The 14,117-nt window shown below is 64.1% G+C and carries 14 protein-coding genes; 5 read left to right on the top strand and 9 right to left on the bottom strand.

What is annotated here, in order from left to right:
- Nucleotides 1-17: 17 nt before the first annotated feature.
- A complete protein-coding gene (locus tag AB0L63_RS29355) occupies nucleotides 18-1,553 on the bottom strand; it encodes an NAD(P)/FAD-dependent oxidoreductase (protein WP_364507277.1) in 1,536 nt (511 codons plus the stop codon).
- 376 nt (nucleotides 1,554-1,929) lie between these two features.
- Here AB0L63_RS29355 and AB0L63_RS29350 point away from each other — a divergent pair, with 376 nt between their 5' ends.
- From AB0L63_RS29350 to AB0L63_RS29340, 3 genes are all read left to right on the top strand, one after another.
- Entirely contained in the window at nucleotides 1,930-3,354 is a 1,425-nt protein-coding gene (locus tag AB0L63_RS29350; RefSeq protein WP_364507274.1) for an amino acid permease, read from the top strand.
- A gap of 140 nt (nucleotides 3,355-3,494) precedes the next feature.
- A complete protein-coding gene (locus AB0L63_RS29345; RefSeq protein ID WP_364507272.1) occupies nucleotides 3,495-3,908 on the top strand; it encodes an SgcJ/EcaC family oxidoreductase in 414 nt (137 codons plus the stop codon).
- A gap of 108 nt (nucleotides 3,909-4,016) precedes the next feature.
- Nucleotides 4,017-5,057 (top strand): crotonase/enoyl-CoA hydratase family protein, encoded by a 1,041-nt coding sequence (locus AB0L63_RS29340; RefSeq protein ID WP_364507269.1) that lies wholly within the window; start codon nucleotides 4,017-4,019, stop codon nucleotides 5,055-5,057.
- Between the two features lie 4 nt (nucleotides 5,058-5,061).
- On the opposite strand, the gene AB0L63_RS29335 is transcribed toward AB0L63_RS29340, so the two are convergent.
- Genes AB0L63_RS29335 through AB0L63_RS29320 form a run of 4 tightly spaced genes read right to left on the bottom strand, consistent with a single transcriptional unit; the run spans nucleotide 5,062 to nucleotide 7,725 of the window.
- Nucleotides 5,062-5,262, bottom strand: a complete 201-nt coding sequence (locus AB0L63_RS29335; RefSeq protein ID WP_364507267.1) for a hypothetical protein — start codon at nucleotides 5,260-5,262, stop codon at nucleotides 5,062-5,064.
- Nucleotides 5,263-5,296: 34 nt separating this feature from the next.
- Nucleotides 5,297-6,145: an LLM class flavin-dependent oxidoreductase gene (locus AB0L63_RS29330; RefSeq protein WP_364507264.1), complete on the bottom strand. Its 849-nt coding sequence runs from the start codon at nucleotides 6,143-6,145 to the stop codon at nucleotides 5,297-5,299.
- Between the two features lie 33 nt (nucleotides 6,146-6,178).
- Nucleotides 6,179-6,826, bottom strand: a complete 648-nt coding sequence (locus tag AB0L63_RS29325; RefSeq protein ID WP_364507261.1) for a TetR/AcrR family transcriptional regulator C-terminal domain-containing protein — start codon at nucleotides 6,824-6,826, stop codon at nucleotides 6,179-6,181.
- Nucleotides 6,823-7,725, bottom strand: a complete 903-nt coding sequence (locus AB0L63_RS29320; protein WP_364507258.1) for an alpha/beta hydrolase — start codon at nucleotides 7,723-7,725, stop codon at nucleotides 6,823-6,825. The genes AB0L63_RS29325 and AB0L63_RS29320 overlap by 4 nt, the downstream gene beginning before the upstream one ends.
- Nucleotides 7,726-7,954: 229 nt before the next feature.
- Between AB0L63_RS29320 and AB0L63_RS29315 the strand changes: the two genes are divergently transcribed.
- Nucleotides 7,955-8,554 carry an HAD family hydrolase gene (locus AB0L63_RS29315; protein ID WP_364507255.1) on the top strand — a complete coding sequence of 200 codons (600 nt, stop codon included), beginning with the start codon at nucleotides 7,955-7,957 and terminating at the stop codon, nucleotides 8,552-8,554.
- 296 nt (nucleotides 8,555-8,850) lie between these two features.
- Here the strand turns inward: AB0L63_RS29315 and AB0L63_RS29310 are convergent, their stop codons facing one another.
- Complete coding sequence (locus AB0L63_RS29310; protein WP_364507252.1) at nucleotides 8,851-9,507, bottom strand: hypothetical protein; 657 nt, start codon at nucleotides 9,505-9,507, stop codon at nucleotides 8,851-8,853.
- 193 nt (nucleotides 9,508-9,700) lie between these two features.
- Nucleotides 9,701-10,072, bottom strand: coding sequence for a hypothetical protein (locus AB0L63_RS29305; protein ID WP_364507249.1), 372 nt, complete (start codon nucleotides 10,070-10,072; stop codon nucleotides 9,701-9,703).
- Nucleotides 10,073-10,160: 88 nt separating this feature from the next.
- Between AB0L63_RS29305 and AB0L63_RS29300 the strand changes: the two genes are divergently transcribed.
- On the top strand, nucleotides 10,161-10,361 hold the full coding sequence (locus tag AB0L63_RS29300) for a hypothetical protein (RefSeq protein WP_364507246.1): 201 nt from the start codon (nucleotides 10,161-10,163) through the stop codon (nucleotides 10,359-10,361).
- 572 nt (nucleotides 10,362-10,933) lie between these two features.
- Here AB0L63_RS29300 and AB0L63_RS29295 read toward each other — a convergent pair.
- Nucleotides 10,934-13,219 (bottom strand): excinuclease ABC subunit UvrA, encoded by a 2,286-nt coding sequence (locus AB0L63_RS29295; RefSeq protein ID WP_364507243.1) that lies wholly within the window; start codon nucleotides 13,217-13,219, stop codon nucleotides 10,934-10,936.
- 221 nt (nucleotides 13,220-13,440) lie between these two features.
- A complete protein-coding gene (locus tag AB0L63_RS29290; RefSeq protein WP_364507241.1) occupies nucleotides 13,441-13,755 on the bottom strand; it encodes a hypothetical protein in 315 nt (104 codons plus the stop codon).
- Nucleotides 13,756-14,117: the final 362 nt, after the last annotated feature.

The following is a 14,117-nucleotide window of genomic DNA, read 5'->3' as shown; positions in this document are numbered from 1 at the left end:
CACAGCCGGATCCGGCGCTAAGGATTTGTGGCAGCTAACGCGATCCGCTTGTGTTCCCGACCTCTCGGCCCGTGGTCGGGTCGGGCGGCGCCTGCTGCACCGTCAAAGGTGAGTACCCCATCCTCCAACGATGCCTTCCGTAGTAATACGCGGTCGCGGAAGTAGTTGTTGATGACCTGCCAGGGGCCACGGGTGCCCTGGCGGGGCATAACGCCATCGCCGCGCTGGATATAGCCGGAGGTCAGAGCGCTGCCCATCACCGACTGATCGGAGCGGTCGGCATCTTCGGCGATCGCGACCACCTTGGTGTAGCCGTGGGCCTTCATATGGTTGAGGATCCGACAGAAGTATTCGGCGGCCAGATCCGCCTTCAGTGTCCACGAGGCGTTCGTGTAGCCGAGGACCAGCATCGCGTTGGGGATGCCGTCGAGCAGCGTGCCCTTGTAGACCACATGCTCACGGGTCGACACCGGTTCCCCATCCACCTCGAGTGTCGCGCCGCCGAGTATCTGGATGGTGAGACCGGTTGCGCTGATGACGATATCGGCGGGGAGTTCCTCCCCAGACGCGAGCCGAATGCCGGTTTCGGTGAAGCGATCGATGTGATCGGTGACGATCGATGCCTTACCGCTGCGCAGCACCTTGAACAGGTCGCCGTCCGGGACGATGCACAGCCGCTGGTCCCACGGATTGTACGAGGGTGTGAAGTGTCGCATATCGATCTGCTTGCCGACCTGCATTCGCACCGCGGCGAGTAGCAGCTTCTTCGACAATTCGGGATTGGTGCGTGAGAGCCGAAAGCTGGCCCGTTGCAACGCGATATTGCGCGCCCGTCCTGCCCGATAGGCGATCTTCTCCGGCATCCGCGCGTATTTCATCCCGACCGCGACCGGATCATCGGCGGGCAGCGCGGCGATGTAGGTGGGCGAACGTTGCAGCATGGTGATGTGCGCGGTGTCGTCGGCCATCGCCGGAACCAGCGTGATCGCGGTCGCGCCGCTGCCGATCACCACGACCTGCTTGTCGTGGTAGTCCAATCCCTCGGGCCAATGCTGCGGGTGCACGATCTGCCCTCGGAAGTCCGCCTCTCCCGGAAACTCCGGGCGATATCCGTTGTCGTAGTCGTAGTAGCCGGTGCAGCTGGCGAGGAAGTTGCTGGTGTAGATCTCGGTCTCGCCGGTCTGCTCGTCGAGCGCCTCGACGGTCCACAGCTCGGTTTCGCTCGACCAGCTCGCCTTGGTCATCGTGCGCCCGAACCGAATGTGCTCGGTGACGCCGTATTCCGCGGCGGTCTCCTCGATGTACTGGCGGATGTGCGGCCCGTCGGCCAGCACCTTGGTGCCGATCCATGGACGGAAGCCGAAGCCGAAGGTCAACATGTCGGAGTCGGAGCGGATGCCCGGATACCGGAACAGATCCCAGGTCCCGCCGATGGCGGTGCGACGCTCCAGGATCGCATAGCTGCGTCCGGTCTGCTCGCGAGCGAGATGGCACGCCATCCCGATGCCGGACAGGCCCGCGCCGATGATCAGTACGTCGACATGCCGCGTCATTGAGGAATCCGTTCCGTCTAATCCCACCCGGGCAGCCCCGCCCGAGCATCCCTCAAGATTACCTGTTATTCCCAGTAACGGCTAGTCGCCGTCGTATGGGTGCATCGTTGGCGGATCACTCTCGACGTTTGCCGCCACCGTCGCCTGGTGATCGACCCTCCAAGTATCGCGCTTGCCTGGTGATTGCGGTAGGGCCTTGATTGCGCCCGTGGCAACCACGCACCCGGCGCACAACCGCACTCCACGCATTCGTGCCCATGGATTGCTTGCAGATCGCCCACGACCGCCCCGGCGTCAAACGCATCGGCTCCTCAGACCACAATGGATAGCCGACTCCGCCGGTCGGTCGGAGCCAGAGCAAGCAGTAAGGGACCTGATGACCAGCCCAACCCGGTGGCGCCGCCGCCTGCCCGACTCCGCGACGAGCCCCGAGGCCGGGGCGCCGACCCTACAGCGCAGCCTGGGTCGCATCGATCTGACCGCCATGGGTGTCGGCACGATCGTCGGGGCCGGCATCTTCGTCATCACCGGTGTCGTGGCCGCCGAGAAGGCCGGGCCGTCGATCGTGCTGTCGTTCCTCCTGGCCGGAACGGTCTGCGTACTTGTCGCGCTCTGCTACAGCGAACTCGCGGCCATGGCGCCGGTCTCCGGCAGTGCGTATACCTACACCTATGCCACTCTCGGCGAGGGGCCGGCGTTCCTGGTCGGCTGGAATCTGCTCCTCGAATTCGTCATCGCGGGCGCAGCCGTAGCGATCGGCTGGTCCAGTAGCGTCGTCTCGGCGCTGGACTCCATGTTCGGCATAGCTCTGCCCACCGTGATCACGGCGGGCCCGTCCGAGGGCGGCATCGTCAACCTGCCCGCTGTGCTCATCATCGGCGTTATCGTGGCGGTGCTCGTCGGCGAGGTTACACTGACGGCCCGGATCACCAAGGCGCTGGTCGCGGTGACGATCGGTGTGCTGGTCCTGGTCGTCGCGATCGGTGCACCGCATATCGATATCGGCAACTGGACCCCGTTCGCGCCGTTCGGATTCGGCGGCATAATCGGCGGCGCCGCGATCGCCTTCTTCGCCTTCCTCGGATTCGACGTGGTCGCCGCATCCGCCGAGGAAGCGCGCAACGCCCGACGCGATATCCCGTTCGCGATCATCGGCACGGTCCTGCTCGCCACCCTGCTCTATGCACTGGTCAGCGCCGTACTCACCGGCATCGCACCGTTCGCCAGCCTGAATAATGCCTCGCCCATCGCAACCGCCTTCGGAAATCTGCACATCGGCTGGATCGGCAATGTCATCGTGATCGCCTCGATCATCGCGCTCACCAAGGGACTGCTGCTGATCGTCTACGCACAGGTCCGGCTGATGTTCGCGATGTGCCGCGACCGTCTGTTGCCGCGCGGCCTGGCCGAAACCGGTAAGCGCGCCACTCCGGTCCGGCTGACCCTGCTGCTCGGCGTCGTCTGCGCGACCATTGCCGGTCTGCTGCCGATCGATATCGTCGTGGAATTGGTGAATATCGGCGCGCTGTCGGCATTCGCCGTCGTTTGTGTCGGACTACTGGTGCTGCGCAAGCTGGAACCGAATCGGGAACGGCCGTTCCGTACCCCATTGGTGCCGTTGGTGCCGATTCTCGCGCTGATCGGCTGCGTACTGCTGGCAACCACCTTGGACGGGCTGACCTGGGTGCGTTTCGCGGTCTGGGTGGCCGTCGGCATTGTGGTCTACCTGGGCTATGGCCGTAAACGCTCCCCCCTCGCCATGCCGACCATAACTGACTCAACGGTTTCTGCCGATCGGTAACCGACGCGAAATTCGCCATTGGATCTTGCACGAATGCATTCCGAGTTATTGCGTCTTCGTGGCGAATTCGGCACGCTCTCTGGGTAAGAGCCACGGCGCACACCCCTTGCGGCCGGGGGCGGAAAGGACGACAACCCGATATGTCCGATGACGAGAAGCAGATCCGAATCCTGATCGAACGGTGGGCGGCGGCGGTGCATACCGGCGATCTGGCCGGTGTACTCACCGATCACGCCGACGATATCGTGATGTTCGATGTGCCCCCGCCGAATGAGGGCGTGCGCGGGATAGACGCCTATCGGGATACCTGGCCCGGCTTCTTCGAATGGCAGGCATCGGGCGCAACATTCGATATCGTCTCGCTGGAGGTAGAGGCTGGTACAGACGTCGCATTCGCGCACGCGCTGCTGCTGTGCGGCACTGCGGAGGATTTCGCCCTCGATCCGGCCAAGCGCCTGCGGATCACCTTCGGCCTGCGCAAACAGGACGGTCACTGGTCCGTGGTGCACGAACACCACTCCTTCCCCGACGCAAGCCAGGCACCCGAGGCCTGAACCAGCTCCGGTTCGCTACGGTGGCATCGAGCGCAACGATGCATCGACCACAGTGGCGTGATGGCACCGTTGCCGCGAATACGGCATCGAGTGCACCAGGAGTTCCACGTGAATCAGCCTGATAGCGACCATTTTTCGAACCATGCGGGCACCCGCCCCGCTGCCTGGTACGAGAACTGGACGGAGGTGCCCGATTCGCCGTGGCGGGATCGGCCCGAACCCGGCGGCGATCGGGAGTACCGCACACTCACGTATGCGCGCGATGGGCGAATCGCGCGCATTACTTTCAACCGTCCGGAGAAGGGCAATACGATCACCCCGGACACCCCGGTCGATCTCGCGCATGCGGTCGAGCGGGCCGATCTGGATCCGCGGGTGCACGTCATTCTGGTCTCCGGACGCGGCAAGGGTTTCTGTGGTGGCTACGACCTGGATATGTTCGCCGAACAGGGCAGCCACGGTATCGGCGGCTCGACCGACACCACCGGCACCGTGGCCGATCCGGTGGTGCAAGCGGTCAATCACAATCCCTGGGGCACTTGGGATCCGATGATCGACTACGCCATGATGAGCCGGTTCAACCGCGGTTTCGCCAGCCTTATGAATGCCAACAAACCGACCATCGCGAAATTGCACGGCTTCGCCATTGCCGGCGGCACCGATATCGCGCTCTACTCCGACCAGATCATCTGCGCCGACGACACCAAAATCGGCTACCCGCCCACCCGGGTATGGGGCATTCCGGCGGCGGGCATGTGGGCGCACCGCCTCGGCGATCAGCGCGCCAAGCGCCTACTGTTCACCGGTGACTGCATCAGCGGAAAGCAGGCCGAGGAATGGGGACTCGCGGTTGAATCATGTCCGGTCGACGAACTCGACGAGCGCACCGAGGTATTGGTGGAGCGCATCGCGCGCATGCCGATCAATCAGTTGATGATGGCCAAACTGGCGCTCAATTCGGCACTGCATTCGCAAGGCGTGACGAATTCCGCGATGATCAGCACGGTATTCGACGGGATCGCGCGGCATACGCGCGAGGGCTACGCCTTCCAACTGCGTTCGGCCACCGTAGGTTTCCGGGAGGCCGTGCGCGAACGCGACGAACCATACGGCGATTACAAGCGCGCCCAGTTCCGCACCGAGGCATAACGCGTTAAGCAGGTGTAGCGGGCTTCACCCCAATCGGGAAGTAGTCCGGATCGCCGGTCGGGCGCAGCTCGACATGCGGCAGGTGACGTTGCGACGGAATGTAGTGCGCGTATTCGCTATTGCGGCGCAGCAATTCGTCGCGAATCGATTCGGCGACGCGTCGGGTGCGTTCAGGGTATTCGGTTTGCTCATCGGTCACAGACACCGCCGGCCGCCTGATGTGGTGCCATAACGGCTGCTCAGCCGATGATATCGGCGATGCGATCGGCTTGGTCGGGGTCGCGGCCGAAGCAGTAGAGCATGACTTCATCGACGCCGAGGGCGTGGAATTGGGTGATGGTGCTTCGGATGTGCTGCGGTGTGGTGAGCAGTCCGGAGGTGATCAGGTCAGCGTTGCCGAGGAATCGGTAGTAGGCGCTGATGTTGGCGCGGGCGTCGTCGATGACGGGTTCGGGGCCGAGGGCAACGTTGACCTGGGCGACGATGCGGGGCTGGCCAGGCCGCCCGTGGTCGCGCCAAAGGCCGCGGACGGTGTCGAACTGGGGTTCCGCCGAGTCGGGGGCCACGGCGGCGAGGAAACCGCCGCCGTAGCGGGCGACCCGGCGCAGGGCGGCGAGCCAGTATCCGCCGAAGAGTAGTTCGGGGCCGACGGGGCTGGTGGGTGTGGGTCCGATCGGACCGCAGGTGGCACTGTAGGGTTCCCCGGCCCAGAGTCGGCGCATGAGGTCGATGTGGTGGTCGAGCCGTCGGCCGCGGGTGCGGATGTCGGTGCCGGAGGCTTCGTGGTCGTCGGCGCGGCCACCGACACCGAGACCGAGTACGAGTCGTCCCCCGCAGAGCCGGTCGAGGGTGGCGGCTTGTTTAGCCAGCAACACCGGTTCGCGTAGGGGTGCGAGCAGGACCTCGGTCTGCAGTTTGATCCGGCTGGTGATGCCGGCGAGCAATGCGAGGGTCACCAGCGGTTCGGGGTTGTGGTAGACGAGCCGATCGAGCAGCCCGAGGGTGGAGAACGGGCCGGAATCGGCGCGGCGAGCCCAGTCGGGCAAGGCGCGGGGATCGGCAATCGGCAGTCCGAGACCGATATGCATCGAGGGAATCTCCTTGGGGCAGCAGGCAATCGGCTATCCGGTGTGGGGGCTTTCCGGACCGCGATGACGGCTGAAGCCGTCGAGCATCGCGGTGAGTCCGACTTCGAAGTGGTCGGTGTCGACGGAAGCATCCGCAGCGGCGGCCAGCAGGTTGTAGTCAGGGGAGTCCGGCGCGGGTTTGCGGCCGCGTCCAGTGACGGCCGCCGCCCAGCCCATGACATGTCCGATCGTGTACTCGCGCAGGCAGCGGGTGAGCTGCATGGCGACGGCCGGGGTGAATCCAGTCTCCTGCAGCCGGGTGACCATCCGGTCGCCGACCTGGATCGCCGCCGGGTCGCGGATCGGGCGCGTGGCGAAGATCGGCACCGTGTGTGGGTGATGGTGCAGGGTCGAACGCAACTGGGAGGCGTAGGCGCGCATCAGTTCGCGCCAATCGGCTTGCCACGGCAGCGTTTCCAGGGCCATCTCGGTGAACAACTGGGTTGCCACCGCGTCGAACAGGTCCTGCTGGTCGGCGAAGTGGCGGTAGGCGGCCATCGGGTCGGCGCCGAGCGCGGTGGCCAGCTTGCGCATCGAGAACCCGTCGATGCCGGACTCGTCGAGCACCGACAGGGCAACCGCCGCAATGTAATCGCGGTTCAACGTGGAGCGGACCGTGCGCCGGTACCGGTTCGCGCTCATCCGCCCAGCTCCTCGTACGCTTTCACCAATCGGTCCGCGAACTCGCTCGGATCGGTTTGATACACGGTGTGTCCGCCGGGAAAGTCGATGCAGGTGGTATCGAGTTGGGTCGCGAGCGCTTGGGCCGCAACGAAATACGGTCGGCCGGTGCTGTCCTGGCCGACGGCCGGCCGCCACGGTGTCGGCGTCGTTCGCAGTGCGGTCAGATCCGGCTGGTAGTCGCAGAAGCTGGGCAGTTCCCGCCGCAGCAGCAGATCGGTGTTGCCGAGTATCCGCGTCATCGGCGACGGCGGCCGGCCGGTGATCCTGCGCACCGCCGGCCCGAGGGCCAGCGCCGCCGTGCTGCCCGCGGCCATGACCGCCTGCCCGGCCTGCGACCGCAGCACTGCGGGCAGCTGGGGCGCGGTCATCACCCCGAACGCCGCGAACGCACGCATCGGGCTCTTGTCGACCGCCAGCTGCACGAAGCGTGCGATCTCCTGCCGCGCCGGATCATCGGCCCCCAGCAACTGCACCACCGGAGGCTCATGCGCCACCGCCAACCGCACCCGCTCGCTGTGGTGCGCAATCAATTCCAGGGTGATGATGGCTCCGCTGCTGCTGCCGAACACCAGCGCCCGGTCGACACCGTAGGAATCCAGGATCGCGACCACATCCGAGGCTTGCGCCTCGACCCCGATCTCGGCACTCGGCTCGGTGAGCACGCTACGGGAATTACCCCGCCGATCGAACGTGATCACCGTGTAGCGGTCGGCCAGCAGCGTCACGACCTCCTCGTACACTCCGGCATCGCCGCCGCCACCCGAGATCAACACCAGCACCGGCCCCGATCCGGCCGACTCGGTATGCAACCGGGCACCGGCCGATTCGACCACCCGCACCGCCTGTTTTCTCGCCATACAGCACCTCCAGCACATCAGGTCTACAACGTAGATGAAGTCTACAATGTAATCGCGGTGTCGTCGGCAGCCCCGGGCTTCACCGCGCGGCGGATCGGGTTGCTCGGCGGCAGTTGACCGTGGGCAGATCATCAGGGCCGGCCCGGTCGGCGATCTTCGCCGCGCTCAGTCGGTTGACCGCGCGGGTGCTGTCGCGCGGCCGATCGAGAACCGACGATAGAGTCATGGGATGACCTGGACCGTCGGCTTCGACTTCGATATGACCCTGATCGACTCCCGGCCGGGTGTACGCAAGGTGGTCGAGCAATTGGCCACAGAGTTCGGGCTGCCGCTGCGTTGTGCCGAATTGGCCGACCGGCTCGGCCCGCCGCTGGCGATGCTGCTGTCCGACGCCGGTGCGCCCGAGGAGCTTATTCCGGCACTCGTGACCCGCTACCGCCAGATCTATCCGTCGATCGTGCCCTACATTCCGGCCATGCCCGGCGCCGATGCCGCATTGGCTGCCGTCCGTGCGAGCGGAGGGCGGGTGCTCATCGTGACCGGCAAGTACGAACCGCTGGCGCGGCTGCACGTCGCGGAACTGGGGTGGCGCATCGACGAGATCGTCGGCGGTCTGTGGTCCGACGGCAAGGCGGCCGCCTTGCGTGAGCACGCTGCGGACCTGTTCGTCGGCGATCACGAGGGCGATATGCGTGGGGCGCGGGCCGCCGGTGTGTACGCGCTCGGAGTCACGACCGGGCCCTGCGATGCCGACCAATTGCACACTGCCGGAGCGGATTTCGTCCTGGGTGAGCTGACCGAATTCCCGGACTGGCTGGCCACGCGCTAGCGCCAACCCGCGGTACCCTGTTGCGTCTCGAACCGCAACGACCGCCCGTCCAACAAGGCACGCAATCCGGTTTCGAAGGCGGCGTCATCGGCATCGCGCTGCCGCCCCGACAGCAGATTCGACTAGGTCTGTCGAAGTGCGTTCGATCGAGAAGCCTTCGCTCGCATAGCTTTTGAGCGACTTGCAGAAGGTATGGAGGCTGTTGCCGAGTTCTGCCAGGTAGTCATTGGACGTGCGACGGACTCGAAGCTGTGCGGGAGCGCTCCGAATTCCACCGCGCTGGTTCGGTCGGGGTGTTATCCGGGGAACTCATCGGCGAGGGTGTTCCAGAACATGAGTTCGTAGTTCTGGAAGAGTCTGGCGTATAGGTGGGCGTCGTTCGGGTTGAGTCGTTCGGTGTCGAGTCCGGCCTGGATTGCGGCGAAGGCTCGCTGTTCGATGTCGGGGGTGTCGGCGGCGAAGAAGTCGAAGAATGCGCAGGCCGGGTCGTCGAACTCGTAGTGGGTACGCATGCCGTCGGCGACGGCCCCGCAGTAGCGGCCGAAGGCGGCGACATTCGCGTAGATACCTGCTGCGGCGCAGGAGGGCTCGGCGTTGAGCGCCAACCAGGCGACATAGGCCGGGTAGGCTTGGCAGCCCGCTCGGGGCAGTTCCATACCCTGGTCCGGGCCGGCGGCCGTCACGAGCGCGTCCAACATGGCGAGCGCCTGTTGCTCGCCGGGTGGGAGGCCGTCGAGGAATGCTCTGACGTTTGGTTCGTCCGCGCGCGCCGCCATGGCGTGGAAGCTGCGCCAGTCGCTGCTGGTGATGCGCTGTTCCTCGGCGGCGATCGCCGCGAAAACCCCGCGCGGCGCCTTGCCTACCGTGATCAACGGAACCATGCGGTTGTCGTTGTCGTGCGGGGCCAGCTCGGCTTGGATCCCGTCGATCAGGTCACGAGCGGAAAGGGTCATCGGAACCTCCCTGTGGGAATGCTTCCATTCAAGCGCTGTTCGCCCGCGCGCGACAGGTGTTCAGTCGACGTGTTCGGCATCCCAGCGTTGGTGAGCAACGGCGATGCCATCCTTGTGATCGCGTGACCAGTCGGCTGCAATTGGCGGAAGTTGTAGTAATCGCGCGAAAACAACGGCCGAAATCCGGCGCTGATCAACCGACAGGTGCCAATACCTCCAGTATGAACGTCTTGATGTAGGTCTCACCGTGGCCTTCGAACCTCGTCGGCACAGGGTCGTTGGGTACCACCTGCAACCACACCAGATTGCCTTTGTCGGTGAGCAGGCAATACGCCATACCGATCGGCATCTCATCCACCTCGAGGCGATGCGGCATGCTGTCCTCGATCGCCGACGCCCAGCATTTTTCGGTTTTCGGTGCCGGAGCTTCCGATGCGCTCCACTTCTGCCCCTTCCCGGTGAGAAGGTAGTAGGCGGGCTTACCGCTACAGGGAGTGTGGAGACTCAAATCCCCTAGTTCGGCGGTCGAAGTGACCGAATCCGTATGCCGGGTATCGAAATCCACCGTAGTGATCGAACACGGCTGTGTACTGCCTGGTATCCACAATCTTCCGTCGTAGATCGAACTCCAACTCTCCGGAGCGGCCGCCGCGGTGGGTGCGATCGTGCTGGTGACAGCCGGATTCGCAGCGGTGGTCGTGGAGGTCGCGGCGGTCGATGACGACGGGGAAACGGTCGTCACTGGAGGCTGTGTGGCGACCGGTCCCGCCGACTGTCTCGGCGACCACCATGCCACGAAGGTGATCACCACACCCACGACCGCGATCACGGCCGTAAATGCCTTGTCCGGATGAGCACTACACCATCGACGGAAACGCACGTACCAAGGATCTGGAGCGGGCAAGGCGGGCAACCTCCCGTGACATTCAGGATCACCTTTTGGAAAGGAGATTGGCACAAGCCGCTCGATGTAATCAAGAGCTGACCGTCCTCCGAAGCGGTTGAGCGGTATCGGAATTCGCTACGGCGAGCTGCCGCGTGGGGGAATGACCTTTAGCGCAACAGGATCGAACACAAATGTGTAGGGTTGCTGCCATACTGTGCGGCTATGACTGCCCATCGGGTACGTGCACATCTGCGAAATGGTGTCCGGGACGCGTCTGCGCTGCTGGGGTCGCGTCGTGGCTGAAGATCACACCTGAGCGGGCGCCAGCCACACGGTCACGGCTGCTGCGATCATGTCCTGTAGGTCGCGGAAGTACTGCACATACAGGTCGGGCGTGAAGGTGCTGAGCATGACGGCCGGTTGGCCGGTGATGTTGGCGAAGGTGGTGCGGGGCCCCGGGCGGGACCATCACCAGCGTGCCCGCTGTCACGTCGTAGTCAGTGAACCGCACCGCGCCGGAGATGATGTAGAAGCCTTCACCTACCCGGCGGCCTTGTACTTCCGCAGGTACTCGCCGGTGAGGGAGGTGGGGTGGGTCAGCAATTCGGCGGGGGTTCCGGTGAAGACGATTTCGCCGCCATCCTTACCGCCGTCGGGGCCGAGATCGATCACCCAGTCGGAGTGGGCCACCACATCGAGGTTGTGTTCGATTACCACCACCGTATTGCCGCGGTCGACCAAGCCGTCCATCAGGGCGAGCAGGGTATCCACATCCGACATGTGCAGGCCGGTGGTCGGTTCGTCGAGGACGTAGACGGTGCCGGTGTTCTGGAGTTGGGTTGCCAGTTTGATCCGTTGGCGTTCGCCACCGGACAGGGTACTCATGGCCTGGCCGAGGCTGAGGTAGTCCAGGCCCACCTCGTTCATCGTGCGCAGCTTTGTGGCAAGAGCCTTTTCGGTGAAGAAACCAAGGGCTTCTTCGTCCGACATTGCCAGTACATCGGCAATCGACTTGTCCCGCAAGGTCAGTGCCAGCACCTCATCGGAGAACCGTCGTCCGTCGCAGGCGTCGCAGTGGGTGGTGACCGGGTCCATATAGGCGACCTCGGTAATGATCACCCCGCGACCCTCGCACTGCTTACAGGCACCGGTCGAGTTGAAACTGAACAGGCCCGGCGACTCCCCCGTCGCCTTCGCGAACAGCTTCCTGATCGGGTCCATCAGGCCCAGATACGTTGCGGGCGTCGACCGCGACGATGCCGCGATCGCCGACTGGTCGACGAAGATCGCATCCGGATGCTCCCGGACGAACACATCGCGGATGAGGCTGCTTTTACCCGAGCCCGCGACGCCGGTGATCGAGGTGAGGATGCCGGTCGGCACCGCGACGGTCACATCCTTCAGGTTGTGCACATTCGCATGCTCGATCAGCAACGCGCCATTCGATTGACGGAAGGTCTCCTTCACCGTGAACGGCCTGCGCAATCCCGCCCCCGTCGGCGTATCCGCGACCCGCAGTTCGGTGAAAGTGCCCTCGAATACCACCTGCCCGCCGTGCAGACCGGCGCGCGGACCGACATCGACGATATGGTCGGCGATCTGGATGACATCCGGATCGTGCTCGACCACCAGCACTGTATTTCCCTTGTCCCGTAATGCCTTCAGCAGGTTGTTCAACCGGCCGACATCGCGCGGATGCAATCCGACGCTGGGCTCGTCGAAGACATAGGTCATCCCGATCAGCGTGCTCGACAGATGTTTGATCATCTTCAGCCGCTGCCCCTCACCGCCGGACAGGGTCGAGGTCGGCCGATCCAGGCTCAGATAGCCGAGTCCGATATCGGTCACCCGCTGCAGTGCGGTCCGGATCGCTGCGGCGAGTCCGAGCGCGGCCGGATCGGTGATCTCATCGAGCACCGTCATCAGATCAGTGATCTGCAGTCCGGACCAGTCGGCGATATTGCGGCCACCGATCTTCGTCGCCAGTGCCGCGTGGTTGAGCCGGGCACCACGACAGGTCGCGCAGACACCCTCGGTGAGGAACTTCTGCATCTGTTCGCGCGTCTTCTCACTCAGCGTGGAGGTGTCGCGTTGCAATCGAGTGCGGGTGAATTTGGCCGCCAGCCCTTCGTAATTCGCCTTCCAGGTGCCTTTGGCGAAGGTCAGCTCCACCTTGCCGCCGGTGCCGTAGAGCAGGTCGGTGAACTCGTCCTCGGTGTAGTCGGCCAGCTTCTTATCCGGATCGAAGCGCCCGGATTTGCCGTACATCTGCCAGTCGCCGCTGTCCACGGCATACCCGGGCAGCAGAATCGCACCCTCATTCAGCGATTTGCTCCGGTCGACCAACCGATCCGGATCGGCGCGCACGGTAACCCCGAGTCCATCGCAGTCCGGGCACATGCCCTGCGGCACATTGAACGAGTAGTTGTAGACGAATCCGGCTGAGGGCGAACCGAATCGGGCGAACATCGCCCGCACCATCGAGTAGATATCGGTCATCGTCCCGACGGTGGAGCGCGGACCGCCGCCGACGAGCTGCTGGTCGATGATGACCGGGGCCGTCAGATTCTCGATCGCCTCGGCATGCGGCCGCTCGTAGCGCGGCAGGAAGTTGAGAATGAACGCGGGAAATGTCGCATACAGCTGACGCTGGGATTCCACGGCAATCGTGTCGAAGACGATCGACGATTTGCCCGACCCGGAGACGCCGGTAAAGACGGTGATCTTGTTCTTGGGGATCTCCAACGACACATTGCGCAGATTGTGCTCGCTGGCACCGAGAACGCGGATGACATCCGTAGCGACGACGGAATCGGCAAAAGGCATGCCGCCCACCATGCCATGCACTACCAACAAAATGCCCGGTGTAACGTGATGTAAATCACATCCATGTAATATGTGTATGGACGGGCGATTGAGCCCTGAATAGTGGCGGCGCAGGGCTTTCACCGCAGGCGTGAACGACGGCGAGTTCGCCTACGTCGCGGATTGAGCCGAAAACCGCAATGCGCCCGCCACTTCTCGGCGGGCGCATCGGTGTCTTCGGACTATTTGTTCAGGAAAATGCCTGCGATATCGGCCTTTTTGATCGGGGTGTCCTGATTGACCTGGGCGCCGCACAACAGGTCCACCTGGATCATCGTGGCATCGACCGCCGTGCCCGCGGGCTCGTGATCGTTGTTGGCCTGCTGCTTGATGAACTTGGTGATCGTCGTGCGCTTGGTGTCCTGATCCTGTTTGACGTAGTCGCGGCAGGTGGTGTCGCCACCCTGGTTGAGCGCACGCTCGATATCGCTGCAGCCGACCAGCAGCGCCGCGACGGCCGCGACCCCGAGTCCGGTGCGTAACAGCGTGGCGTTCATAGAGATCCTCCTGGCGACTCTCGAGCGGCCATGCCCGACGACGCGTACAGCCTACAGCGTGGCGCCCAGTCGAATTTCTGGGCGATGCCACCCTTCTCGGGTGTCCCGACCCATCGCCACGGATGTGGTGTGGGTGTCGGTTTCCGTGTCATTCGGGACGGTTGCAACGCAATCGACCAGGGAATCTCGTTGTCGCCGAACCTGATCGAAGCCCGCCCACGCACCGATTGTTTGCTGCGCATCCGGAAGCATTGGGTGGCATGGGTTTTCCCTAAGTTTGTAGGTGTCTGGGGTTGGTGCCCTGGATGCCCAGAGCGGTGGGGTGTAGCTGATGGGTTTTTGCTTCGGTCGAGGCTCGAGAG

It is taken from the genome of Nocardia sp. NPDC051990, from assembly GCF_040680755.1.
Taxonomy (GTDB): domain Bacteria; phylum Actinomycetota; class Actinomycetes; order Mycobacteriales; family Mycobacteriaceae; genus Nocardia.
Note: the sequence above shows the minus strand (reverse complement) of the source record. Positions and strands in the feature narration are given on the sequence as shown.